17 protein-coding genes and 4 pseudogenes are annotated in these 23,123 nt (G+C 40.3%); 2 read left to right on the top strand and 19 right to left on the bottom strand.

Features of this window, described 5'->3' with window-relative positions:
* Positions 1-252 precede the first annotated feature (252 nt).
* From HMPREF2876_RS02710 to tgt, 3 genes and pseudogenes are all read right to left on the bottom strand, one after another.
* Positions 253-2,069 (bottom strand): annotated as a pseudogene (locus HMPREF2876_RS02710) (acyltransferase family protein).
* A 179-nt stretch (positions 2,070-2,248) separates the two neighbouring features.
* Positions 2,249-2,896 (bottom strand): annotated as a pseudogene (locus HMPREF2876_RS02705) (uridine kinase).
* The gene (tgt, locus tag HMPREF2876_RS02700) at positions 2,897-4,039 is read right to left on the bottom strand and encodes a tRNA guanosine(34) transglycosylase Tgt (RefSeq protein ID WP_003026563.1); all 1,143 of its coding nucleotides are present in this window, start codon (positions 4,037-4,039) and stop codon (positions 2,897-2,899) included.
* Positions 4,040-4,217: 178 nt separating this feature from the next.
* Here tgt and HMPREF2876_RS02695 point away from each other — a divergent pair, with 178 nt between their 5' ends.
* Positions 4,218-5,063: a DUF975 family protein gene (locus HMPREF2876_RS02695; RefSeq protein ID WP_024053195.1), complete on the top strand. Its 846-nt coding sequence runs from the start codon at positions 4,218-4,220 to the stop codon at positions 5,061-5,063.
* A 257-nt stretch (positions 5,064-5,320) separates the two neighbouring features.
* On the opposite strand, the gene HMPREF2876_RS02690 is transcribed toward HMPREF2876_RS02695, so the two are convergent.
* The 5 genes from HMPREF2876_RS02690 to HMPREF2876_RS02670 form a co-directional block, all read right to left on the bottom strand.
* Positions 5,321-5,815 carry a kinase gene (locus HMPREF2876_RS02690; RefSeq protein ID WP_024053196.1) on the bottom strand — a complete coding sequence of 165 codons (495 nt, stop codon included), beginning with the start codon at positions 5,813-5,815 and terminating at the stop codon, positions 5,321-5,323.
* Positions 5,816-6,253 (bottom strand): CoA-binding protein, encoded by a 438-nt coding sequence (locus HMPREF2876_RS02685; RefSeq protein WP_070584140.1) that lies wholly within the window; start codon positions 6,251-6,253, stop codon positions 5,816-5,818.
* A gap of 167 nt (positions 6,254-6,420) precedes the next feature.
* A complete protein-coding gene (gene polA / locus HMPREF2876_RS02680) occupies positions 6,421-9,066 on the bottom strand; it encodes a DNA polymerase I (protein ID WP_042754215.1) in 2,646 nt (881 codons plus the stop codon).
* A gap of 79 nt (positions 9,067-9,145) precedes the next feature.
* Positions 9,146-9,928: a Cof-type HAD-IIB family hydrolase gene (locus HMPREF2876_RS02675; protein WP_070584136.1), complete on the bottom strand. Its 783-nt coding sequence runs from the start codon at positions 9,926-9,928 to the stop codon at positions 9,146-9,148.
* Between the two features lie 2 nt (positions 9,929-9,930).
* The gene (locus HMPREF2876_RS02670; RefSeq protein ID WP_070242114.1) at positions 9,931-11,622 is read right to left on the bottom strand and encodes a PTS transporter subunit EIIC; all 1,692 of its coding nucleotides are present in this window, start codon (positions 11,620-11,622) and stop codon (positions 9,931-9,933) included.
* Positions 11,623-11,784: 162 nt separating this feature from the next.
* On the opposite strand from HMPREF2876_RS02670, the gene HMPREF2876_RS02665 reads away from it, so the two are divergent.
* Positions 11,785-12,540 (top strand): MurR/RpiR family transcriptional regulator, encoded by a 756-nt coding sequence (locus HMPREF2876_RS02665; RefSeq protein ID WP_024053200.1) that lies wholly within the window; start codon positions 11,785-11,787, stop codon positions 12,538-12,540.
* Between the two features lie 61 nt (positions 12,541-12,601).
* Here HMPREF2876_RS02665 and HMPREF2876_RS02660 read toward each other — a convergent pair whose 3' ends face one another.
* From HMPREF2876_RS02660 to HMPREF2876_RS02620, 11 genes and pseudogenes are all read right to left on the bottom strand, one after another.
* Complete coding sequence (locus HMPREF2876_RS02660) at positions 12,602-13,633, bottom strand: sensor histidine kinase (RefSeq protein ID WP_070242116.1); 1,032 nt, start codon at positions 13,631-13,633, stop codon at positions 12,602-12,604.
* A 1-nt stretch (position 13,634) separates the two neighbouring features.
* A complete protein-coding gene (locus HMPREF2876_RS02655) occupies positions 13,635-14,321 on the bottom strand; it encodes a response regulator transcription factor (RefSeq protein ID WP_024053202.1) in 687 nt (228 codons plus the stop codon).
* A 97-nt stretch (positions 14,322-14,418) separates the two neighbouring features.
* The gene (locus tag HMPREF2876_RS02650; protein WP_070584134.1) at positions 14,419-16,047 is read right to left on the bottom strand and encodes an SSURE domain-containing protein; all 1,629 of its coding nucleotides are present in this window, start codon (positions 16,045-16,047) and stop codon (positions 14,419-14,421) included.
* A gap of 315 nt (positions 16,048-16,362) precedes the next feature.
* Positions 16,363-16,503: pseudogene (locus HMPREF2876_RS10110) on the bottom strand (UDP-galactopyranose mutase); the annotation flags it as partial.
* Between the two features lie 11 nt (positions 16,504-16,514).
* Positions 16,515-17,314 (bottom strand): annotated as a pseudogene (locus HMPREF2876_RS10835) (polysaccharide polymerase); the annotation flags it as partial.
* 114 nt (positions 17,315-17,428) lie between these two features.
* The gene (nrdG, locus tag HMPREF2876_RS02640) at positions 17,429-18,034 is read right to left on the bottom strand and encodes an anaerobic ribonucleoside-triphosphate reductase activating protein (protein WP_003038320.1); all 606 of its coding nucleotides are present in this window, start codon (positions 18,032-18,034) and stop codon (positions 17,429-17,431) included.
* A 4-nt stretch (positions 18,035-18,038) separates the two neighbouring features.
* Complete coding sequence (locus HMPREF2876_RS02635) at positions 18,039-18,542, bottom strand: GNAT family N-acetyltransferase (RefSeq protein ID WP_024053208.1); 504 nt, start codon at positions 18,540-18,542, stop codon at positions 18,039-18,041.
* Between the two features lie 9 nt (positions 18,543-18,551).
* Positions 18,552-19,049, bottom strand: a complete 498-nt coding sequence (locus HMPREF2876_RS02630) for a GNAT family N-acetyltransferase (RefSeq protein ID WP_024053209.1) — start codon at positions 19,047-19,049, stop codon at positions 18,552-18,554.
* Positions 19,050-19,108: 59 nt separating this feature from the next.
* A complete protein-coding gene (locus HMPREF2876_RS10445) occupies positions 19,109-19,249 on the bottom strand; it encodes a hypothetical protein (protein WP_003027756.1) in 141 nt (46 codons plus the stop codon).
* Positions 19,250-19,257: 8 nt separating this feature from the next.
* Positions 19,258-21,468 (bottom strand): anaerobic ribonucleoside-triphosphate reductase, encoded by a 2,211-nt coding sequence (gene nrdD / locus HMPREF2876_RS02625; protein WP_024053210.1) that lies wholly within the window; start codon positions 21,466-21,468, stop codon positions 19,258-19,260.
* A 106-nt stretch (positions 21,469-21,574) separates the two neighbouring features.
* Positions 21,575-23,116: a hypothetical protein gene (locus HMPREF2876_RS02620; RefSeq protein WP_024053211.1), complete on the bottom strand. Its 1,542-nt coding sequence runs from the start codon at positions 23,114-23,116 to the stop codon at positions 21,575-21,577.
* Positions 23,117-23,123 lie beyond the last annotated feature (7 nt).

Here is a 23,123-nt window from a genome sequence, read left to right as displayed (position 1 = left end):
AGAAATCTTTATTAGTCGTGAGTACCAACACAAAAAAATCAAGTCTCATTTAAAATGAGGCTTGACATTTACAAATCATTTTTTCTTTAATATGAATAAGTAGAATTGCCTGGTAAGAAGACAAACTACCCCTTCCACGCTTAAAGTCAGTTTGTTTCCTACATGCTTAGTTGAAGGGCTTGCACAGATTTTTAACTACTAGGATAAATCGAATGATCAATACAAACTTGCACTTCCCCATGCACTAAGAATTTACTTGTGCTTTACAGACCCATCTGCTGCTTTTGTGACAGCCTTTTGAATTTCCTGCGCATAGAGTCGACCACCTGCAGCAATTGTGTCGGCATCTTCTCCAAAGTGGATATGATCACTACCTACCCAGATTTCTGGGTGCTGCTTGGCAGTAGTGTTCCAATCGGCAATAGTGACGTAAGCATATTTCTTGGCTAACTCTCTGGCATATTGCGCATGTTTTTCGGCGACAGGATTGTCATATTTGTCTGAATTACCATCGTAAGGAGTTACCAGAATAAGCCGATGTCCCTTCGGTAGGGTCTTGACCAACTCATTCAGTTCTTCTTCGTAGTTAAAGACAATATTAACACCGGTTGCTACCACGACGGTCTTGAGCAAGCCGCCAACTGCGGCATTATTGCTCATAATTTCGCGAGCCTAAGCTGTATTGCGACTGCCTTGAGCATCGACTTGTGCATCCGGCAGGACTTCCTTCAGCGGAGTACTAGCCCGTAAGGTAACGGAGTCACCAATAATCGTCACACCATCTGCAATATTGTAACTACTAGCTTCTCCTTTTTCTGCAAGACTTTTAGTCCGATTTAGCTTGGTGTCAGCCTGATGAAGACCATTGACTAGCATATCTGTCTCAAACGCCCCAATCTTCGGAGCAAGTCCGATAGCCAGCAGGCTGATAAGAAGCAAACCTACGAAACTCATTGCCAAGACCTTTTTCAACTGCGTAAAATGCAAGTCCCAACCGAGAAAAGCAGGGGATTTCCCAGCAATGATTGGCTCAATAACATAAAAGGACAGTCCAGCAAAAGCAAGAGAAAGAAGACTTGTTAAAATCACCGCAGGCAGATTGCCCATCAGCTGTGAAAAAATCGTGTAGAAAGGCCAATGGAAAAGATAGACTCCATAACTCGTATCAGCAATCACTGTCAAAACTAGCGGTTCTTTTAGGTCGAGAGTCTTCTCATGCAAGACCCGTGTAGCCAATATCATAGCCGCCGCTGACAAACTAGCCAAAAGAAAACCAAGCAAATAGGTAAAAGCGAATCAAACTTGATCCAAAGCATCATCACGCCTAAGAGACCCGCTCCCGCCGCAAAGACCAGACAAGCCTCTCGCAAAGACCAGGAGCGAATTATTTTCTTTAACAGGCCTGTCATCTGTTTGATACCGGTCAAGGTCGCTAGGATACTGCCGACAAAGAAAGGATAAATGTGAGTCCAGGTCGAGAAATAAAGCCCCGAAAAACTGAGTCCTAAAAGGCTGCCAATAAACATACTGAGAAAGCTGATAAGCAAACCAAACGAAGACAGCAAAAAGATACTGCCCCTCAGCTGACCGGCTGTTTTGCAATATTTGGCTAGGAACCAGACAGCCAGTCCCCAAAGTAGATAATAATGAACCTCTACAGCCAGACTCCAGTTATGGACAAATAAATGTGGAATAAACTGAGCCTCGTAGCTTCCACCCGTCATCATTTCGTCAAAGTTAGTCACAAAGCCCATGACTGCTGCAATCTGCGTTCCAATACCGGCTACAAAATCCCGCCGAATCAAAAAGGTAAAGGGCATGACCACCAATACCATGACGATGACAGGGGGAACAATCCGATAAAAACGCCGTCGAAAGAAGGCTAGAAGCTCTATTTTTTTACTCTGAGAAAACTCATCAATCAAGAGCGCTGTAATCAGAAAACCTGAAAAGGTGAAAAAGACATCAACACCGAGAAATCCCCCAGGAAATAATTTTTAAAAAAAGTGATACAAGAGAACCAGCAATAAGCCTGTCACTCGAACCATTGAAAACCATTTAATACGCATATTTCTCCTAAATCCTTTTCACTACTGATACAGACCGACCAACTCCCGCAAGCCTACATCACTGCTGAGTCAAGCAAGCCAAAAATTCTGTTAATTGCTGCATTTAGCAACGTTGCTATAAAATCTATTTTATTCTATTTTACCAAAAAATAAGCCAAAAAAACAAAAGACCTGGAATTTTATTTTCCAAGTCCATTGCTTATTTTATCTATTCCAAAGCCCTCTTCAGTCTGGCTGATGAGAAAATCAGCCTCTTCCTGATACATTTTATAGTAGTGTTCATATTGCTGGCGGCGGCTGGTGTGCGCTTGCCGAATCCAGTGCACATTGCGACCTCGAACGGCTGTATCTCGAGCCAAGCGGCGCTCTAATTCCGTCGCTGTATCGGTGTAAAAACAAATGGACAAATCAAACAATTCTTTCGGCAGAAAAGCAACTGACATGCCTTCCACAATTAGAATTGGTTTTTCCGCTGAAAGTCGCTGACTTGGTGCCCAAGGCTAGTCAATCGTCACTATATCGCAGCCAGATTGCAAAGCTCTTATATCACGTTCCAAGCTCTTCAATTCATGAGCCACTGGAAGACAGGCTGTCACTTTTTGCTCAGGAAATTCTTTAACCGCCAGCAAGTCACGATATTCCCCGTCTATTATATAAGGATCAGCCACAAGCAGATTAACTCGCTCTCGCCCCAGACTTTCTACTAAACGTTTGGCAAAAGTAGATTTTCCAGAAGCACCGTGTCCGTAAATCGCAAGCGTATGTTTTTTCCCATCCAGCAAATAATCCTTGACTACTTCTACTAACGACTTCTCACCGTGATTCATCTAGAAATTCCTCTTTGAATGATTGTAACCATAGCGCTCGATGAAATCTTCACGAAATTCAAGCAAATTGTCATCTAGAATGGCTTGGCGGACATTTTTCATCAGATTGATGAGGAAATAGAGATTATGATAGCTGGTTAGGCGGAGGCCAAAGGTTTCATCAGCCTTGAGCAAATGACGAAGATAAGCGCGCGTATAGTTTTTGCAGGTGTAGCAATCACAGTTATGATCGAGCGGTGTGAAATCCTCTGCAAATTGAGCATTTTTCACGACCAAACGCCCCTCACTGGTCATGCAGGTACCATTTCTGGCAATTCGTGTTGGTAGCACGCAGTCAAACATATCCACACCACGTATTACCCCGTCAATCAGACTGTCTGGCGCTCCAACTCCCATGAGATAGCGAGGCTTGTTTTCAGGCAGCATCGGAGTTGTAAAGTCCAATACGGCATTCATCTCTTCATGAGATTCACCTACAGCTAAACCACCAATAGAATATCCTGGAAAATCCATACTAACCAAATCATGGGCTGACTGGCGGCGCAAATCTTCAAAACCAGCACCCTGCACAATCCCAAAGAGACCCTGGTCATGCGGACGGCGATGCGCTTTGAGTCCACGCTCTGCCCAGCGGCTGGTCCGCTCAATGGATTTCTTGACATAATCGTACGGTTGATAGAACTGCGGGCATTCATCAAAGGACATCATGATGTCACTGCCTAGATTGTTTTGAATAGAAATGGCCTTTTCTGGAGAGAGGAACATTTTTGCGCCGTTCAGGTGATTCTTGAAGGTCACCCCTTCTTCGGTGATGTTACGGCTGTCTGCCAAGGAATAAACTTGAAAACCACCGCTGTCTGTCAGAATAGCCTGATCCCAGTTCATAAATTTATGAAGCCCACCAGCACGCGCAATCAGCTCATCACCCGGCCGCAGCCAGAGATGGTAGGTATTGGATAAAATAATCCCTGAGCCCATTTCTTTGAGTTCTTCTGGTGACTGCGTTTTTACAGTTGCCTGAGTTCCCACGGGCATAAACATGGGAGTTGGAAAAGTGCCATGCGGCGTGATAATTTCTCCCAAACGAGCACCTGTGTGCTTCTCTTTTTTAATCAAACGATATTGAATCGGTGAATCTGACATTTTTACCTCCGATACTGGGAAAAACAGTCCCAGACCTTCATTTTACAGTGTGTGAGTTCATTTGACTCACAACATCCTGTATGATTTTATCAAAAAAAGGAAGAAAGATAAAGTAGATAAAAACTTTTCTTTCTCTTAGAAGAATATGGTATAATATTTTTCAATATAGGAGGCAAATATGAACTTAAGTGAATTTCGGGCAGAAGCTCGTCGTATCCAGCGCCAAACCAAGGGAATCTACGCACTCTTTTTAGTGCCAATTGTGACTGCGATTGTTTCCGTTGTTTACAATTATTCTTCAGACACCTTGTCCAATAATATCTTACAATATGGTATCCAAAATACGGTTGTCCACGGGATCAATCGTTCTCTTTTTCCAATTGCAATTGGTTTTATCGTATCTTTCTTTTTAACAGCTGCTTTTTGGACTTTGCTTGAGGTCATTCGTAGAAAACAACAAGAGGTGCATTTTTCAGATTCCATTCGGACTTTTGATAGTAAAATAATCGGTCCTGTTTTCATGACGCTTTTGCTCAAACGCGTATTGCTATTTCTGTGGAATCTTTTCGTCTGGATTGGGAGCGGCATGATGATTCTTGCTAGTTTTAGTATCATTAAACTCCTCCCCAATTCTCAAGATATTTCACAAAACGTTGCGCTTCAAACAACTATTGGAACTTTATTGCTCTACATTCTTATCGGTTTTCTCTTGATGATTATAGGCGTTCTGATTGCACTCCCTCAGTACTATGCCTATTCTCAAGTGGAATTTATCCTCTGTGATAGTTTAGAAAACAATAGCTACGATGGCGCCTTTAAAGTAATCCGTGCGAGTCGTCAGATGATGAAAGGTTATAAAGGCAAGCGATTTGTTCTTGATTTAACCTTTATCGGTTGGTACTTGCTAAGTACCATTACTTTTGGGATTGCTTCTATTTATGTTTATCCCTACGTTTATACAGCTCAAACTCTTTTCTATGAAGCTGTGAAAAAGGAAAAAGAACAAACTCCGATTTTTTCTTAGTTTTTCTAACTCTGAAAAATAAAATTAACCTCACAAAGACTTGGATACTTGTTCAGGTCTTTTAAGTTGCTTTCAAATCATTTTACATAAGTAGAACACAAGAAATACCATAAACTCTACACAAAAAAGCCACCAATTGGGTGACTTTATTAGGGAGATTATTATGAAAAAGTTTAGGATTTCTATCAAACAAAGTTAGGAGGTCTTCATTTGATAAATATAGTATAACCAAGTTAGCTTAAACCAAACTTAATTTTTTAGAACAAATTGATTTTTTTAGAAATTTCTTGAAAGGCATCTTTCAGCGAATCTTGATCTGTAAAAGTTGCTACTTCCCAACCTAAGAAATCACATTCTTTCCACCAACGTTTCATGTCAGCTGGACTGAAATCTACTTTCTTGCTCCTTGTTTGATGGCGACGAACTGTCTCTTCAAAAGTCAAATCATAATAGTAAGACAGAACTTTTGGATAAAAGAGAGCACGCAGTTCTTCTAGCATTTGCCCGTAAATATCTGTTTCATAAAATCCTTCAACGATCACCAACAAATCTCGCTCATAGCCATAACGGGCAATGGTTGCCGTCAAAGAGATTGACAGATTATCCGACTCGACTTTTTCTTTTAGCATGTCACGGCGAACGACATCTTGAGAGATGACAAGTGTCTTTCGTCCATAATACTCTTGCAATTTCTTTGCCAGGCTTGTTTTTCCTGAACCAGAATTGCCTCTGATAATCACCAACGTTGCCATTTACTCTCCTAAAATCAGACGGGTATGCTCCCGCTTGATACAGCGGTTCATGACAAGATCATCGTACCCAGCTGCACGAAGGATTTGCTCGGCTTCTTCATTTTCCAAGCCTAATTGTGCCCAGAAAATCCCAGCATCCGCTTCTAGAAAATCACGCGCCACATCTGGCAAAAACTCGCTGCGACGGTAAACATCGACGATATCCACCGAGAAAGGAATGTCTTTTAAATTGGCATACACGGTTTCACCTAGAATTTCCCCACCAGCTGCTCGCGGATTGACCGGAACAATCCGATAGCCCCGTTCTTGCATCTCCTTGGATACACGGTGGCTGGTTGCCTCTTCTCGATCTGACAAACCAACAACCGCAATCACCTTGCTATTTTCTAAATAATACTTGACAATCCTGTCGCTGGGATTTTTGAAATGATAGGTCATAAACTTTTCTCCGTAATCTTTCATGTATCGTGAGCTATGCTACTCCTTTTTGAATCAGAAACACAAATACTTTATAAAGTTGAATGTACCTGCTTTGAGAGTTCCTTATCTGAACTGAGCACAGCTAAAAAATCAGAATAATATCCCTCTTTTGGGTACTTTTGATTCTACTTTGCTTCATACCAGGTCTTGCCTGCGCTTTCGTCCGCTTTCAAGGGAACAGAAAGTTCAATGGCAGATTCCATGATGTCTTTGACCAACGTTTTGATAGCGGTCAGTTCGTTTTCGGGTACTTCCAGCACAATTTCGTCATGAACTTGCAATAGCATTCTGGTTTTAAAATTCCCATCTATCAGAGCTTGATCCAGTCGAATCATTGCAATTTTAAGAATGTCTGCGGCTGAGCCTTGAATTGGCGAATTGATTGCCGTCCGTTCTGCAAATCCTCGAACATTGAAGTTACGAGAATTGATATCTGGGATCTCCCGACGACGGTGAAAGAGAGTTTCTACATAGCCCTTGTCTCGTGCCTCTCGCACTACATTTTCCATATAATTCTTGATACCTGGATAGCGCTCAAAATAAGTATCAATATAGGACTTCGCTTCCTTACGGCTGATCCCCAGATTGTTGGCAAGTCCAAAGTCAGAAATTCCGTAGACAACACCAAAGTTGACAGCTTTGGCATTGCGGCGGTCATTTGGTGTCACATCTTCTGGTCTTTCGATATTAAAAACCCGCATGGCTGTTGAAGTATGAATATCAGCTCCATGTCTGAAAGCTTCAATTAAATGCTTGTCGCCTGAAATATGCGCCAAAACCCGCAGCTCAATTTGCGAATAATCAGAGCTAAGTAAGACACTGTTCTCCCACTCTGGCACAAAAGCTTTCCGAATCAAGCGACCTTGCTCTAGACGGATTGGGATATTTTGCAGATTAGGGTCAACACTTGATAATCGTCCTGTCTGAGTCAAATCTTGAAGATAGCGAGTGTGAATCTTTCCGTCTGCTAGAATCCAGTCCTGTAGTCCCGTGACATAGGTTGATTGAATCTTAGCAATTTGCCGATAGTCCAGAATTTTTTCCACAATTGGCGCGATTGGTGCCAAACGTTCCAATACATCTACTGCCGTAGAGTAGCCCGTTTTGGTTTTCTTAGTAAAAGACGTTGGCAAACCTAGTTTTTCAAAGAGAATGCCTCCCAACTGTTTAGGCGAATTGATATTAAACTCTTCCCCTGCTAAGTCATAGATTTCCTGAGTTAGCCGAGTCAGAATTCTCTCGTTTTCAATCTGCATGGTTTGCAATGTTTCGCGTTCTACCTTGATACCAGCAATTTCCATTTTAGCTAGTACAAAGGCTAAAGGTTGCTCCATTTCATACAGCAGATTTAGCTGGTCATGCTGGCGCAGCAAGTCTGTCATAGGCTTTTCCGTTTCAATGAGAACTGTGACTTTTCTGGCTAAATGGCTCAATAAAATAGCTTTTTCAGGCAGTGCCCGCTTAGCGCCTTTCCCATAAACCGCCTCATCTTCGGCGAGTTTGGTCTTGCCATAAAGACCAGCAATTGTTACGATTTCATTGTTATCAACGGTTGAAAGAAGGTACTTAGCTAAACGGCTGTCAAACGATGGTTGCGAAAGCTCAATGCCTAAGCGACTGAGCAAAACTTTAGAGCGTTTAAAATCATAAACCTTGAGGGCTGTGTTTCCCAGAAACTCTTTGAAAGCTGGTTGATGCAAAAGGTTGATGTCCTGACTGGCATAAATCTGCTGTGCATTTCCCCACGCAAAGCCCACCATCTCGTCTATGTGGTAATTGTCCCCCAACATTTCAAAGTAGAAAAAATCATCTTTACTGAGCATTTCTGGACGGACTTCCGTCACTTCCTCAAAAGCAATGTCAGCCGCCTCTTCTGGCTCTACTTCCGCTTCCAGCGCTTGCTTAAATTGCTTAAAGCCCATTTCATCATAGAATCTGCTTAATTGTTTGATATTCGGACCTTGATAGAGGATATCTTCCAAATCGATTTCGATGGGAGCTTGGGTATCAATGGTAACAAGTGTTCTAGACAAGAAAGCTATCTCTTTATCATTGATAAGATTTTCCTTCATCTTAGACTGCTTCATTTGGTCAATGTTGTCATAAATGCCTTCCAGAGAGCCATATTCCAAGAGGAGCTTGAGTCCCGTTTTCTCACCGATTTTCGTCACACCAGGGATATTGTCCGAAGAATCACCCATAAGAGCCTTAAGATCAATAAATTGTGTGGGTGTGATTCCCATTTTTTCCACGAGGTAGGCTGGTGTAAATTCCTCGAACTCAGCCACACCTTTTTTAGAAATTTCCACAATAGTATTATCATCGGCCAGCTGGATCAAGTCCTTGTCTCCGCTCACGATTGTCACATCGTAAGGAACAGCTGTGTTTTCAGCCATTTTATCCAAAGTACCGATAATGTCATCTGCCTCATACTGATCCAAATCATAATAGCGAATACCCAACTTATCTAGCATTTCGCGAATAAAAGGCAGCTGTTCACGAAATTCCTCTGGTGTTTTAGCCCGACCGCCCTTGTAATCAGCATACATCTCTGTCCGAAAGGTGGTCTTCCCCGCATCAAATGCCACCAAGATATGAGTCGGCTGTACACGTTCTATCAAGTGATTCAACATAAGATGAAAGCCGTAAATGGCATTAGTGTGAAGCCCAGACGGACTCTTAAAACGGTCAATTTGATTATACAGTGCAAAAAAAGCACGAAAAGCGACGGACGAGCCGTCAATCAACAGTAATTTATTCTTGTTTTCCATAGGTTTATTATAACATGAAACCAAAAAAATTTTTTGATTAAGGATAGTGGTAGCACACAAAAAGCCTAAGAAAATTTTCTTAAGCCTTTATACTATTTTGATACAACAACTTTTCCAAATGTTTCACCGCATCTGCAAAGTGATCCACTACATACGTAGCTGCTTCTTGGACAGCCTTCGGAGCATGTGCCATACAGTAGGAAAGATCGGATTTTTCAAACATCGAAATGTCATTCCCTGAATCACCAAACGTCACAACTAGTTGATCGTGAGTTTTCAAAGACTGTAAGCTACTTCCCTTTGAAACATTCTTAGCCGTCACTTCTATTCGTGTCCCACCCGATTGATAAACTTCCAAATGAGAAAACTGTTCTTTTAATGTCTGCACATAGGAAGCTGTTTTTGATACTTCGGGTCGAATGTTGAATTTATAAATCTGCCGTTCGCAGACAAGGTCATAAGGATCGTCTAAGCAAAGAATGGGCATGTTCCATAACCGGCGCTTGTCTTCATGGTCAAAATTTCCGATTCTCTCTTCGCCATCTAGCGCATCGAAAATCAGTTTTTCTTGTTGGATATAGGCAAGTAAATCTATTACATTTTCCTGCTCCAGCGGTTGAGAAAATAAGAGATTGCCTTGCTCAACAATCATGGCGCCGTTAAAACCAATTGCATATTTCAATTGAAGGTGATTTCTTTGCACAAGATAGTTTATCTCTTTAACAGATCGTCCTGTGGCAATGGCAAAATCACTATACTGCATCAGCCGCTGATAGGCTTGTAAATCTTCTGACCTGACATCGACGGAATCTTTCACAAAAGTTCCGTCTAAATCTGTTACACATAAAATCTTATGTGCCATGGCTATTCCTCTAAACCTAGAATGTCTTGGATTTCCATTTTGAGAACATTGGCATAAGCGCCGTAGATAGATTGCATTTGCATGCCATTTTCAGCAAAGCCGAGTGCTTCGTATTTCTTAATAATCGTATCTTTGTCAACTTTTGACTTGTCTTTGACATCAATCCGCAAACGAGTGATACAAGCATTGACATCCACGATATTTTCTGGACCACCGTGAGCCGCAATCAACCCAAGTGCTTGCTGATGTGTTTTTTCTTGTTTGCTCAGTTCTTTTCCTCCGGCTTGCTTTACCGGAGTAGTGTCTTGTGGTGCAGATTGACCGACATTTTGAATCTTCAAGCCATATTTACCACGCGCTTCTTGCTTACTTGCCAATTTGACTTCATTCGTATCTTCTCGACCTGGAGTCTTAAAGTTGAATTTCAAAATCATAAATTTAAAGACATAGTAATAAAGGAAGAAATAAGGGATACCTACTAAGAAGACGAGCCACCAGTGCGTTTTAGGTCCTTGCAACACACCGTAGATTACAAGGTTAATGAAACCATGTCCAGTAGGAGTTGCTACACCAGCACCCAGCATGTGCATAACAAACAAAGCAGAACCTGCCAAAACAGCGTGCACAGCGTAAAGCATTGGTGCCACAAAAAGGAAAGTAAATTCGATTGGCTCTGTAATACCAGTCAAGAATGAAGTTCCGGCTGCTGCAAAGAGAAGCGAACCTGCTACTTTGCGTTTTTCTGGAGAAGCTGTCTTGTACATAGCATAAGCAGCACCAGAAAGACCAAACATGAAGTAAACAAATTTACCACCATTGAAACGCGTAATAGATGGGTCAATAGACTTGATCGAAGAATCCGCTAAAGAAGCAAGATAGGCATTAACCGTACCGACGACATGGTTCCCACCAATTGTCCATGAGCCACCAAGCTCTGTCGTACGAACCGGCCAGTTGAGGCCATGGTGTAAACCAAACGGCAAGAGAGCCCGCTCAATCAATCCATATAAGAAAGTGCCAATCGGACCTGACTTCAAAACGAGGATAGAAACTGCACTGATACCTGCTTGAATGGTTGGCCAGATAAAGAAGATTGCAACGGCTACAAAGGACATCGCTACCATGGTAACAATCGGTACAAAACGCGGTCCACTAAAGAAACCAATCATCGTTGGCAATTCTTGCTTGACCGCCCATTTATGAATGAAGTAGACAGAAACCCCAACGATAATCCCTCCAAACACACTGAGGTCCATGGTTTGAATCCCGAGGACTTTTGTCTGCATGGCATTTGACAGGGCAAGTTTGGCTGCACCGCTTGATAAGTTAGCAGTATTGACTAGCCTTCCACTGATTTTCAACAAGAAATTCAAAACGTTGTGCAAAACAAGAAAACCTAACAGGCCAGATAAAGCTGCCGATCCTTTTTCCCGTTTTGCAAGACCAACTGAAACTCCGACTGCAAAGATAACAGGCAAGTTGCTAAAAGCTGTACCACCAAGCGCAATGAAAAATTTCATGACAAACTGAAAAATAGCATTGTTCAAGAAAGGAAACATCTTCAGCGTGTTTTCGTTGGTAAAGGCTGTACCAATACCTTGGATAATCCCCGCACCCGGCAAAACCGAAACAGGGAGTAAGAATGAGCGTCCAAATTGCTCAAAAACAGAGATAAATTTATTCTTCTCTTTCATCTTTTTGCTCCTTGTGTTTTTCTGTTTTCATTTTAGCAGAAATAAACTTGAAAACGTTTTTTTGAAAAGAAGTTTCTATCTTGAATAATTTTGACTATTTCGGTAAAATTTTACTAAGCAGAAAACGTTTTACTAAAAACGATACTTTAGAAAAGAGGCTTTATGTTTCTAAAAAATTTAAAACAGCACTATGACAGATTGTCTGTAAATGAACAAGAGGTCATTGATTATCTCATGCGACAAGAAGAAGTAGAGACGATTACACTAAAGACAATTGCCAATGAACTGTTTATCTCTTCATCAACCGTCATCCGTGCTTGTAAGAAATTAGGCTATCAAACCTATAACGAATTGCGCTATGATTTACGCTTATCAAAAGAACTCAAAAAAGATCAAGCGAAATCCGTAGCGTCCTCTTTTGAACAAATGAAAGAACAAATTCAAGTTGAATTCGCACATACCATTTCTATCTTGTCCGAAAAAGACTTTCAAATCTTTGCACAAAAAATTTTGGCTGCCCGACGGATTTTCTGCATTGGTGTTGGCTCTAGCTACATGGCTATGACCGACTTCAATCGAAAATTGAAACTCATTAACATCTGGTCCAATGACTACTTTGAGCAATACAGCATTGACCGGATTAAAGACATTGCTACGCCAAAAGATGTGATTATCGTCTTTTCACTCGGTGGCAGCAATAAAGACGTCAACCACAGTATCTTACAGGCAAAAGAACAAGGGGCAACTGTTCTTACAATCACCACTTTAGGAAATCATCTCCTTGCTAAAATCAGCGACCACATGATCTTTATCTACGATGCACCTAAAAAGCGCGAAAAACTACGCTCACGCCTAATGTTCAATTTAGTTGGAAATCTTCTCTTTGAAGTCATTCTAGCTGAGCAACAAACAAACTAATAAAAACAAAGAGTGAGATAAACCGGAAATGTTCATTTTTCTAGTCTATCTCACTTTCATTTTATAAATCTAATACAAGCGAAAAACTGCTACCTTGTCCATACTCACTTTGCACGAAAATATCACCACCCAATTGGCGTGCTAATTCACGTGCAATATAGAGCCCTAGACCGTGCCCGCCAGTTTTCATATTGCGAGAAGATTCTACCCGATAAAGTCGTTTAAATATTTTCTCCAAATCCTCTGACTTAATGCCCTGACCTTCATCTGCCACCGTTAAAGTCAAGCGCTTATTGTCAACCGCCGCATCAATAGTAAGCTTAGTGCCTGCTTCTGAATACTTAAAAGCATTGCTGACAAGATTGAGAATAATCCGCGAGAGTTTATCATAGTTGCTGATAATTTTTGCTGATTCTGGCTGCACTGAAATCTGAATATCTCGGTCTTCTTTATCAATCACCAATTGAAACTCCGACATAATATCAATCAAGAGCTTATCAAGGAAAATCTCTTCTTTTTCAAGCGGTACATCTGGCTGATTCATCGTATTCAGAGTGATAAAACTTAGCTCCTCGGCCAGCTTATTCAACCGATCGGTCTGCCGACTGATGGTTTTGAGATAATACTGCTGCTCATCTGCCGCAATCACACCGTCTAGCATTCCTTCAACAGTTGCTTGAATAGATGTCAAAGGCGTTTTAATATCATGTGAAAGCTGAGCAATCATCAAACCCTTTTCCTTCTCACTTTCTTCCAACGAAGTAAAGGTACTTTGCAAGTTTCTTGACATATTATTAAAGACATCTGCCAGCTCTTTAAATTCTGTTGGGTTTTTAATTGTATTCACCGTTTCAAATTTCTTGTCAGAGATTCCTTTTATGAGTTGTTTTAATTTATCCAAAGAAAGAAAGACACGGCTCAACAGCAAAAGGCTAACCAATGCCCCTGTAATACTAGCCAGAATGCTAATACCAATAATAAAATAAATATCACTTTTTGAAATCAGCATGGTGTTGACAGACCAGATGATTGCAACAACCGTGATCGTTGTGGAAATGAGGTATCCCACAATAATAAAGTGTTTTAATTTCATTTTAAACCTCTATCTTATACCCTAAGCCCCAGACGGTCTTAATCGTGGGTGTTTTTTCTGTACTGTATTTTGCTAAATCTTGCCGCAAGGCATGAATGTGAACATTCAACGTATTTGTATCATCTACAAAATCTTCTTGCCAGACTTTCTCATACAATTCTGTCTTAGAAAAGACCCGCTGAGGATTGCTGGCCAAAATCCATAGCAACTCAAAAGATTTAATGGTCATCATCAATGATTGTCCGTGCACTGTCACTTCGCGCGTTGCATGATTTATCTCTAAATCCCCTAGTTGGAGTTTTTCATCTGCTCCCACACTGCGGTGAATGCGCCGCAAGATATTATGCACCCGCAACACCAACTCCCGCGGACTGAAAGGTTTGGTAATAAAATCATCCGCCCCCATACTGAGGGAATAAATTTTATCCGGTTCAGATGTTTTAGCAGTGATAAAAAGGAAAGGTTGCTCCGGAGCAAGATACTGCACTTCGCCAATCAAATCATACCCGTCCATGTTGGGCATCATAATATCGGTGACAATCAAATCAATCGGATATTTCTTAAAAAGCTCCAAAGCTTTCTGCCCATCATGCGCCACATTGACTTCATAACCTGCCTGTGTTAAATAACGCTTGTTAATCTCGGTAATCTCTACTTCATCATCTACTAACAAAATTCTCTTCGTCATTTTCTTACCTCTATTGTGAAAAATAGTGTTATACCACGAAAAAGTATAACACTATTTCTATACTTGATTCAAGCGTTATTGCTCACAAATGCGAGAATTACTTCTTTTCTCTGCGTTTCATGCCAACAAGTGCTAAAATAGCTGCTGCACTTAATCCAAGAAGTCCTAGGACTGTCAAGCCAAGAGAGGATTTTTGACCTGTATTAGGAAGCGATTTTTTGCTTGCTGTAGCTTGTCCACCTTTTGAAGATGTCGCAGAAGGTGTTCCACCTTTATTTGAATGCTTGCTTCCGTCATAATCTGCTTTTTTACCTTGGTTTTGTGCCTGATCATTTTGACCTTGTTGAGATTGTCCTTTAGAGTCCGCTTTCTTTTCACCTTTTAGGTTAATCGTCACAGATTTCGTCGCAATGACATTCTTCAAGTCCGCTTTGGCATCTTTGGTTGCTCCATACACTGTAACAGTCGCTTTATAAGAATGCGTACCATTAGCTTTTAGTTGGTCTAATAAAGCTTTATCCTGTTTACCTGCTGCATTACCATCTAGTGAGACTTGATAGAAATATTGCCCCTTTCCTAAACCTGCAAGTGGTAGGAGACCTGCATGGTTTGCTTTACCATTATCTGACCATAAGGCGCCGTCTGAGGATTTCAACAAGAGACGTGTTAACATCCCGTCACCACCAAAGAGTTCATACGGAATCACTTGATTAACACCAGCCGTAAATGGTCCTGGATAAACTGCATTTGTTAAATAACTTGCAGGGACATCAATTTTATCTTTGATGTTGTCTACTACGGATTTTTTCACTTGGTCAACGGTCGTAGTGCCATTCAAATTCAGATTTACTTGACGTGTTGCGATAACATTGTTCAAGTCTGCCTTACCATCCTTAGTTGCACCGTAAACTGTGACGGTTGCGGTATAACTGTGTGTGCCATTCGCTTTCAGTTGATCCAAGAGAGCTTTGCCTTGTTTACCTGCCGCATTACCATTGAGTGACACTTGATAGAAATATTTACCTTTTGGAATGTTGGCAAAAGGTAGTAAGCCAGCGTGTTTTGCCGTGCCGTTATCTGACCACGGTGCACCGTCTGAGGATTTCAACAAGAGACGTGTTAACATCCCATCACCACCGAAGAGTTCGTACGGAATGACTTCATTCACCCCTGCTGCAAAGGGACCAGGGTGGTTCGCATTGGCTAGGAAAGAAGCCGGAACATCTGTACTGCCCTTGATATTGTCCGTTACAGATTGCTTAGCTTGAGCAAGAGTTGGATCTTCTTGCGCTTTTGAAGCTGTTTCTTTTGCAACTGCTTCTGACGCCTTTTGGATTTTTTTCGCAGCTTCCGCGACGGACTTGCCTACTTTGTTTTCTTCTGTAACTTCTTGTTTTTCTTGCACCTTTTTATCTGGTGTTTGAGTTGTTTTGCCAGACAAGTCTTGTGAGGGTTTTGTTGTACTTGGTGTTCCTTTCTTTTCAGCTGACGGGCTTTCTGTTTGCCCTACTTTCGAATCAAGTATGGATTTACCAGAGTCTGTCGAACTATTTGAAGGGGTTGTTGTCACCACCTTGTTTTGCGCACCAACTTGGGCATTTACCGGATTACTAATAAGAATAAAGAATCCACTTGCCACAACTACGGAAGCAACACCTACACTTAACCGACGGATAGACCATTTTGTATATTTTTCATTATTTGAACGATGATTTTTGTCAACCATATTATTTACTCCTTTGATTATTTTTAATGGTTGATTAAAGTTTACCAAGCTCTTATTAACTATCCGTAAGACAAAGTTAAAGTTTTTCTTAAATAAGCATTAATCCCTCCCACATACTTTCATTTTAAGATAAAGATAGTTATACCTGTTTTCAAACCATTGGTCTATATATTTTTGTCTCTTTTTGAGCATCAAAAAAAGAACGCAAATGAGACACTTTCCTAAAATGCGAAAGCTTCATTCGTGTGCTAGGGTTAGGTGGAAAAATAGAATAAAGTTAAACCAAGAAAATAATGAAAATTAGTTGACTCTATCTTAGAATTCTTTCTCCACTACTTCCAAAGCTCGTTCAATAACCACATGCATATCATAATATTTGTAATCGGCTAAACGCCCACAAAAGATAACATTATCGTTCTTTTTTGCTTCTTCTAAATACTTATTATAGATAGCATTTTTTAATATTTTCATGTATTAATCCTCAAGTTCACTTTCCTTTTTTGGAAAAGTAATTGAAACATTATATACATAAATATATCATAGGATGGTCGAATCCAAAATGCTTCAATCATACAGTTTACGGATACCAAAGATAAAATTGCTAACAACAAATAATTCCCTTGTTTATATGACTTCCAAGACTGTAGAACATATAAAATAATAAGTATAATTAATGGAAATATGCCATAGGTAAATAGCATTTGTATATAAGAAGAGTCCACATAATTATAACTGTAAACCGATTCTGTCGAACCTCCATATCCAATAAATTGAATCCCTTTTGTTCCAAATAAATGTAAATCATATTTTGATAGAGCTTCTTTACCTAAATGCAGTCTCATACTCATTAAATTATTCACCAATACATAAAATGGACTTGCCCAAGTAAACCGCGAACTTAAATAATACATTAATGAAGATAAAATTGGAACAGAAAAGGGTAAAATAGCATAAACTTTCAGCTTCGTATTCTTCATATAATAAAAAATAAAAAGATTAATGTAGCAATAAAAATAGAGAGAGCATTTAAACGAGCATCACAATATTTAAGAACAAAATAAGAAAGAAGAAGACCTATAATACTACGTATCCATATTATTTTATCTTTTAACAAATAAGAAATAGCTAGAAAAAGATAAAAACAATGAGAAGCAAAGTCTGTTGGATAAATAAAACCAAATGAATTTCGTACAACAGTTCCTGATAAGTGCTCTTGGACAAATTGTAAATTGGGAATTATACCAAGAAAAGATAAAAATACAAACATTCTTTAAGAATTACAAAAACTTTAAATTATAAATGCGTTTTCAATGCAATCTTTCGCCATTACATTTTAAACAACAAAAAAGTAGGAACAATCAATTCCTACCTTGGTTCAAATTTATTCTGTTTTATCTCGATTAACCTGCTCAAAACTTTCTGTGCCATCATTCAATCTATCCCAAATAATCACTTTTCCAGCTTTGAGAGACTTTTGTACATCAATAATACGCTGATTAGAGGAACCTCGAAATTGCAACATGAGATTTCGTTTTGCCTTATCAAAACGGCCATCTACCAGAATATCAATGAGACTAAGAAGTTCAAGTTTATCTGGTGTTTCCAGCATCATTTCTTCCCATGTATAGCCCGTCCAAGACCAAATATCTTTGTCAGGCAACTCTCGTCGAATACGCTTGACTAAGGGCAAGAGAATCCCAGTATTCAGAAAAGGCTCTCCTCCTAGCAAGGTCAGTCCTTGAACATAGGGCTCAGCCAAATCTTTCATGATTTGCTCTTCCAGCTCTTGCGTATAAGGAATCCCGGCATTGAACGACCAGGTCGCTACATTGTAGCAGCCCTCACAATGAAACATGCAGCCGCTGACATAGAGGGAATTACGCACCCCTTCACCATCCACAAAATTAAAGGCTTTATAGTCAATAATACGTCCCTTGCTTAACTCTTCACTTTTCCACTCACCTGGCTTCGGTGTATTCCATGTCATTTTTCTACCCCAACTCTATCCAATAACGCTCTTTCCCAGCTCGTACATCTTCCAACACTCCACCATTGGCCAAAATCACTGCTCGACTAGCAGCATTATCCATATCGCAAGTAATCAGAACGGGAGAGAGCGCTAATTTTTTGGCTTCAAGTAAAGCCAAGGCTAATTGTTGTTTACCATACCCTTTCCCCCGCTCACTAGGCCGAATGCCATAGCCAATATGCCCGCCCAACTCTAAGTAAAAATCATTTAGTGTCATACGAAGCCCTAAAAAACCTAATGCACGATCATCTGCAAAGGAAGCAAACAAAATAGCTGGAACACGCCCTTCTTTCAAATTCAGTCCTGCCTCTTGATCACGATTGATTTGCAACCAATCTTCGTAATTTTCTGCATATGCCCAAGTGCTTTCTACACCGCCATTCATGAGAAGCCCCTGCTCTTTGTATTCTGCAATCATTTCAAGTATCGCTTCTTTATCTGCCAATTCTGGTCTTCGTAATTCCATAAATTACTCCTAATTCAAATCTATCCAATAGCGTTCGGTGCCCTGTCGGATGTCTTCTAATATGCCCCCGTTTTTTAAAATAACTGCCCTACTAGCAGAATTGTCCTCCGCACAAGTAACTAGCACTCGGTGGATATTCTTTGAAGCAGCGACAAGAAGCCCTTCTTTCAACATAGCGGTCGCATAGCCTTTCCCCTGCATAGTTGGACGAATGCTATAACCAATATGACCGCCATGTCCGCGTAAATGTTCATTCAGACGCAAGCGTAAATTTAGAAAGCCAACAGCCTGTCCTTTATCAAAGGCAACAAACTGTATAGCCGGCACCCATGTATTAGGAATATTGAGACCCATTTCCGCATCTTGGTTTCCAGCAATCCAATCTTCATAAACGAAATTTTCCTTGTCCCAAAAACCGCCATCGTGTGCAGCATTCGACCTTTCAAATTCTAGTATGAGGTCTATCACCGCCTCTTTATCTTCTAATCTTGGTCGTCTTAATTCCATTTTTCTCACCTTGATAGAAAGAGAGTGAGACTAGCTTCATGCAAACCTCACTCTTTCTCCTATTTTTTCTTTGTTTTTTGTAAGAATTGTTCTCGCAAATTTGCAACACGATCTTTTTTATTGACTCCGCCTTTGGAATGCTTTTCATGATAGCGTGCCACTTGTGCTTTTCCTTTATCGTCTAATTGATATTTTCCCATGAAAGTTCCTACTTTTCTACATGATGTCCTTCGAACTTGATTGTTGAACCATTCATGTGTTTAACACGAGCTGAAATCTCCTTGTGACGTCCATTTACCATCGGACGGGCTTGAGGATTTCCAAGATAACCACAAGTTCGCTTGACAACATCAACTGTCTTAGGATCGCTATTGCCACAGTTTGGACAAGTAAATCCACGTTCTGTTGGCGTGAAATCCCCTTCAAAATCGCACTTATAACAATGGTCAATCGGAGTATTGGTTCCCAGATAGCCCACGCGGTCATAAGCGTAGTCCCAAACAGCTTCGAGCGCTTTTGGATTTTGTTGCAAAACAGGATATTCACAATAGTGGATAAAGCCGCCCGACGCACCCGCTGCTGGATAATCTTTTTCAAAGTCTAACTTTTCAAACGGTGTCGGATTCTTCCGAACATCATAGTGGAAGCTATTAGTATAGTATTCCTTATCTGTAATATCTTTCACAAGACCAAATTTTTCTGTATCCAGACGACAGAAGCGATCTGTCAGACTTTCAGACGGTGTAGAGTAAACTGAGAAGTGATAATCATATTGGTCAGACCACTCTTCGACACGGCGTTTCATTTCACGAACAATATCTACTGTAAATCTCTTAGCTTCTGGGTTATGTTCCCATTCACCACCATAAAAGACAGTCGCTACTTCATACAGACCGATATAGCCGAGAGAAACCGTAGCTCTACGATGTTTAAAGAGTTGATCTACCTTGTCATATTTACCAAGACGTTGCCCAAAAGCGCCATATTGATAAAGGATAGGAGCATTAGCTGGCGTTGCTTCTTTTGTACGTTCCACACGATAGACAAGGGCATCTTCAGCAATGTTCATCCGTTCATTGAAGATTTCCCAGAATTTATCCATATTACCTTCAGATTCGAGGGCAATTCTTGGAAGGTTGACAGTTACAACCCCAAGATTCATACGACCAGAATTGACTTCTTGACCATTTTCATCTTTCCAACCTTGTAAGAAAGAACGGCAACCCATTGGAACTTTGAAAGAACCCGTTAATTCCACAATCTTGTCGTAAGACAAGACATCCGGATACATCCGCTTCGTAGCGCATTCCAAGGCCAACTGCTTAATGTCGTAGTTTGGACTACCGGGTTCTAAATTCAATCCACGCTTCAACGTGAAAATCAATTTAGGGAAGATGGCTGTACGGTGCTCAGAGCCAAGACCTTTGATGCGGATTTGAAGAATAGCTTTTTGAATTTCACGCTCAAAACGATTGGTTCCAAGCCCAAAGCCAAGTGAGGTAAATGGCGTTTGTCCATTTGATGTAAACAAGGTATTGATTTCATACTCCAAAGATTGCATGGCATCATAAATGTCTTTTTTAGTCTTTGTCCAGGCAAACTCTTCTTGCTTTTCAGGAAGCACCCATTCACGCGCATCCTTCAAATGTTTTTCATAATTTTTTTCAGCATAAGGCGCTAAAACTTCATCAATTCGGTCAGCAGAGCAACCACCATATTGACTAGAAGCTACGTTTGCAATAATTTGAGAGATTTGCGCAGTCGCTGTTTGAATGGATTTTGGACTTTCGACTTCAGCATTTCCAATCTTAAAGCCATTTGCCAACATGCCCTTAAAATCAATCAAACAGCAATTCGTCATCGGTGTATAAGGACTGTAATCCAAATCGTGATAGTGGATGTCTCCTTTTTGGTGTGCATTTGCCACATGTGGTGGCAGCATTTGCAAACCAATCGATTTCCCAACAATTCCCGCCGTCAAATCACGCTGGGTGTTGAAAACATCGCTATCTTTATTGGCATTTTCATTGACAACTGCTTGGTCTTTGTTAAGCAATTTTCCGATTGTAAAGTTAATATCTGTTGCTTTTGAGCGCGCAAAATCACGTTGTGTGCGGTAAGTAATATAGCTTTCTGCAATGGCGTATTCATTGGCATTCAGTAATTCGTGCTCCACGATATTTTGAATTTCATAGATTTTAACACCCGCAGGAAAACGTGAAATCACTTCTGCTACGATTTTATTGGTAATACCTTCAAGTTTTGCTTCTAACAACGGAGTCATCGTCGTTACTTCTTGGCTAGCCTTGACAAGAGCTTTGTAGATCTTGTCTGCGTCAAACGCCACACGACGACCGTCACGTTTTTCTACATAAATATCAGCAAATCCTTGTACTGTTTCTTCTTTTAATGCAATCATGAGCTCCTCCATTCGTATAAAACATATTATATCACTCCAATAAAAAAAATCAATATCTTGTGGTGAAAAACTTTAAATTTTATTTTAAACACAAGATATTGATTTTTTATTTCAACTTATAGAGCTTGAAATGATTGAGTTTTAGGTCTGTCTGCTGATAATTTTCTTTTAATTGTTTTTTGATATCTTGCAGAAGAGACACTTGATCGTTGACCAAAATATAAGTTGGAGGCGTTTCTTTCAAGTTATTCACTAGGGACATTTGATTTTCATCTGTTCCTTGGTACAAGCTAGGGGTTAAAATCGGTACCGCAGATAGGCGCCCACTCGCTTGGTAGAGAGCTGCCGTTGTGTCCCAAGCATAGATTTTATCAGTATTCTTTGATTTGCTCTTGATATAATTTGCCGCAGAAATACGCTCACTTGTTTCGCCTGTCGATAAAACATACTGATTGACAAACGGAAAACCAATTAAGTAAATCATGACTAAAAGCGGTAAAAAAGCATTCTTTGTAATATAAGTTCCGAAAGCAGACGAAGATTTTTGAACTCTACTGTGCCTTCCACCTCTATGGAATGACTGCTTTCCAAGCCACATACTGACTAGAACTATAAAAAATGGCAAAATCGGCAACAGTTGAGAGGCTCCCCGATCTGGCAAAAAGAAAACAAACACAACAAGAAAGAGAGAGGCTAAAAAACTAAAGAGTTGTAGAAATCGTTCTAAAGAATTCGTTGGCAATGAAAAACTTCTCACCCAAGTCACAACTATACCAAGTCCAATAATAAGTCCTCCATAAAGCAAACCATTGTACAATAAATGCGACCCTGAAAAATGCAAGCTATCCCAAGGATAAAGAATCTGACTAATGGCGAGCCCAAAACTGCCATTCAAAACCGTATAATAACCTAGCGGATAAAATACAAGCGAGAATCCTACCAAAATGGCAAATAATTGATACAGACCGTGCGCTTTTTTCTTTGCCCAAATATTATAAACTAGCAGAGCAAGGAAAGTCACCAAATAAAATACAAGGCTCGTCACCGGATCAATCATAAAGATCAGCGCACCAAGTGCTCCAAAGCCAATAAAACCTCTGTCGCTTGCTTCTCCTGTCACATAACGCATCAGAAAGTACAGCGATCCAAAGACAAATGGGAAAGCAAAAATACTAGAGTATAAGCCGCCCCAGCCTAAAGCGAGCGTCAAACAATAGAATAAAGAAAGGATTTTGATAGAAGTGTTTTTTACAGCCGTTAATTGATATACGATTTTAAACAGATAAATTCCTGCAACAAACAAAGCCAAGCATTGCATTGCCACAAAGAAAATATTGCCCATAAAGAGACTACCCACCCAATTAGCTAGATAATAAAGCAGACCACTCGTTCCATAAATATTTCTATAAATAACCTGCCCTTGCGCCATTGCCCAACCTGCATATAAATTTTGAGATTGCAGATTAGTAGAAAGGTTGGTCAAAAATGGATTGGCAACACTTAAAACGCTCAATAATAAGCTCCACAAAAATAAAACGACAAAAGGAGTCGACGTTGGCTCTATAAAAACCGATTTTTTCTCGTTCTCTTCGTGAAGCGTCTCTACTACTGTCTCTTTCATCTCTTGTTCAGGCATTGTATCGTACATAAAGATT

The organism is Streptococcus sp. HMSC073A12 (genome assembly GCF_001812815.1).
Classification (GTDB): domain Bacteria; phylum Bacillota; class Bacilli; order Lactobacillales; family Streptococcaceae; genus Streptococcus; species Streptococcus vaginalis.
This window is presented reverse-complemented; position numbering and strand designations above follow the sequence as displayed.

Coding starts and splice junctions, on each gene's coding strand:
- tgt (WP_003026563.1), bottom strand. CDS start 4,039: ATGTCAGATTCACCGATTCAATATCGTTTGATTAAAAAAGAGAAGCAC.
- HMPREF2876_RS02695 (WP_024053195.1), top strand. CDS start 4,218: ATGAACTTAAGTGAATTTCGGGCAGAAGCTCGTCGTATCCAGCGCCAA.
- HMPREF2876_RS02690 (WP_024053196.1), bottom strand. CDS start 5,815: ATGGCAACGTTGGTGATTATCAGAGGCAATTCTGGTTCAGGAAAAACA.
- HMPREF2876_RS02685 (WP_070584140.1), bottom strand. CDS start 6,253: ATGACCTATCATTTCAAAAATCCCAGCGACAGGATTGTCAAGTATTAT.
- polA (WP_042754215.1), bottom strand. CDS start 9,066: ATGGAAAACAAGAATAAATTACTGTTGATTGACGGCTCGTCCGTCGCT.
- HMPREF2876_RS02675 (WP_070584136.1), bottom strand. CDS start 9,928: ATGGCACATAAGATTTTATGTGTAACAGATTTAGACGGAACTTTTGTG.
- HMPREF2876_RS02670 (WP_070242114.1), bottom strand. CDS start 11,622: ATGAAAGAGAAGAATAAATTTATCTCTGTTTTTGAGCAATTTGGACGC.
- HMPREF2876_RS02665 (WP_024053200.1), top strand. CDS start 11,785: ATGTTTCTAAAAAATTTAAAACAGCACTATGACAGATTGTCTGTAAAT.
- HMPREF2876_RS02660 (WP_070242116.1), bottom strand. CDS start 13,633: ATGAAATTAAAACACTTTATTATTGTGGGATACCTCATTTCCACAACG.
- HMPREF2876_RS02655 (WP_024053202.1), bottom strand. CDS start 14,321: ATGACGAAGAGAATTTTGTTAGTAGATGATGAAGTAGAGATTACCGAG.
- HMPREF2876_RS02650 (WP_070584134.1), bottom strand. CDS start 16,047: ATGGTTGACAAAAATCATCGTTCAAATAATGAAAAATATACAAAATGG.
- nrdG (WP_003038320.1), bottom strand. CDS start 18,034: ATGACATGGAATACACCGAAGCCAGGTGAGTGGAAAAGTGAAGAGTTA.
- HMPREF2876_RS02635 (WP_024053208.1), bottom strand. CDS start 18,542: ATGGAATTACGAAGACCAGAATTGGCAGATAAAGAAGCGATACTTGAA.
- HMPREF2876_RS02630 (WP_024053209.1), bottom strand. CDS start 19,049: ATGGAATTAAGACGACCAAGATTAGAAGATAAAGAGGCGGTGATAGAC.
- HMPREF2876_RS10445 (WP_003027756.1), bottom strand. CDS start 19,249: ATGGGAAAATATCAATTAGACGATAAAGGAAAAGCACAAGTGGCACGC.
- nrdD (WP_024053210.1), bottom strand. CDS start 21,468: ATGATTGCATTAAAAGAAGAAACAGTACAAGGATTTGCTGATATTTAT.
- HMPREF2876_RS02620 (WP_024053211.1), bottom strand. CDS start 23,116: ATGTACGATACAATGCCTGAACAAGAGATGAAAGAGACAGTAGTAGAG.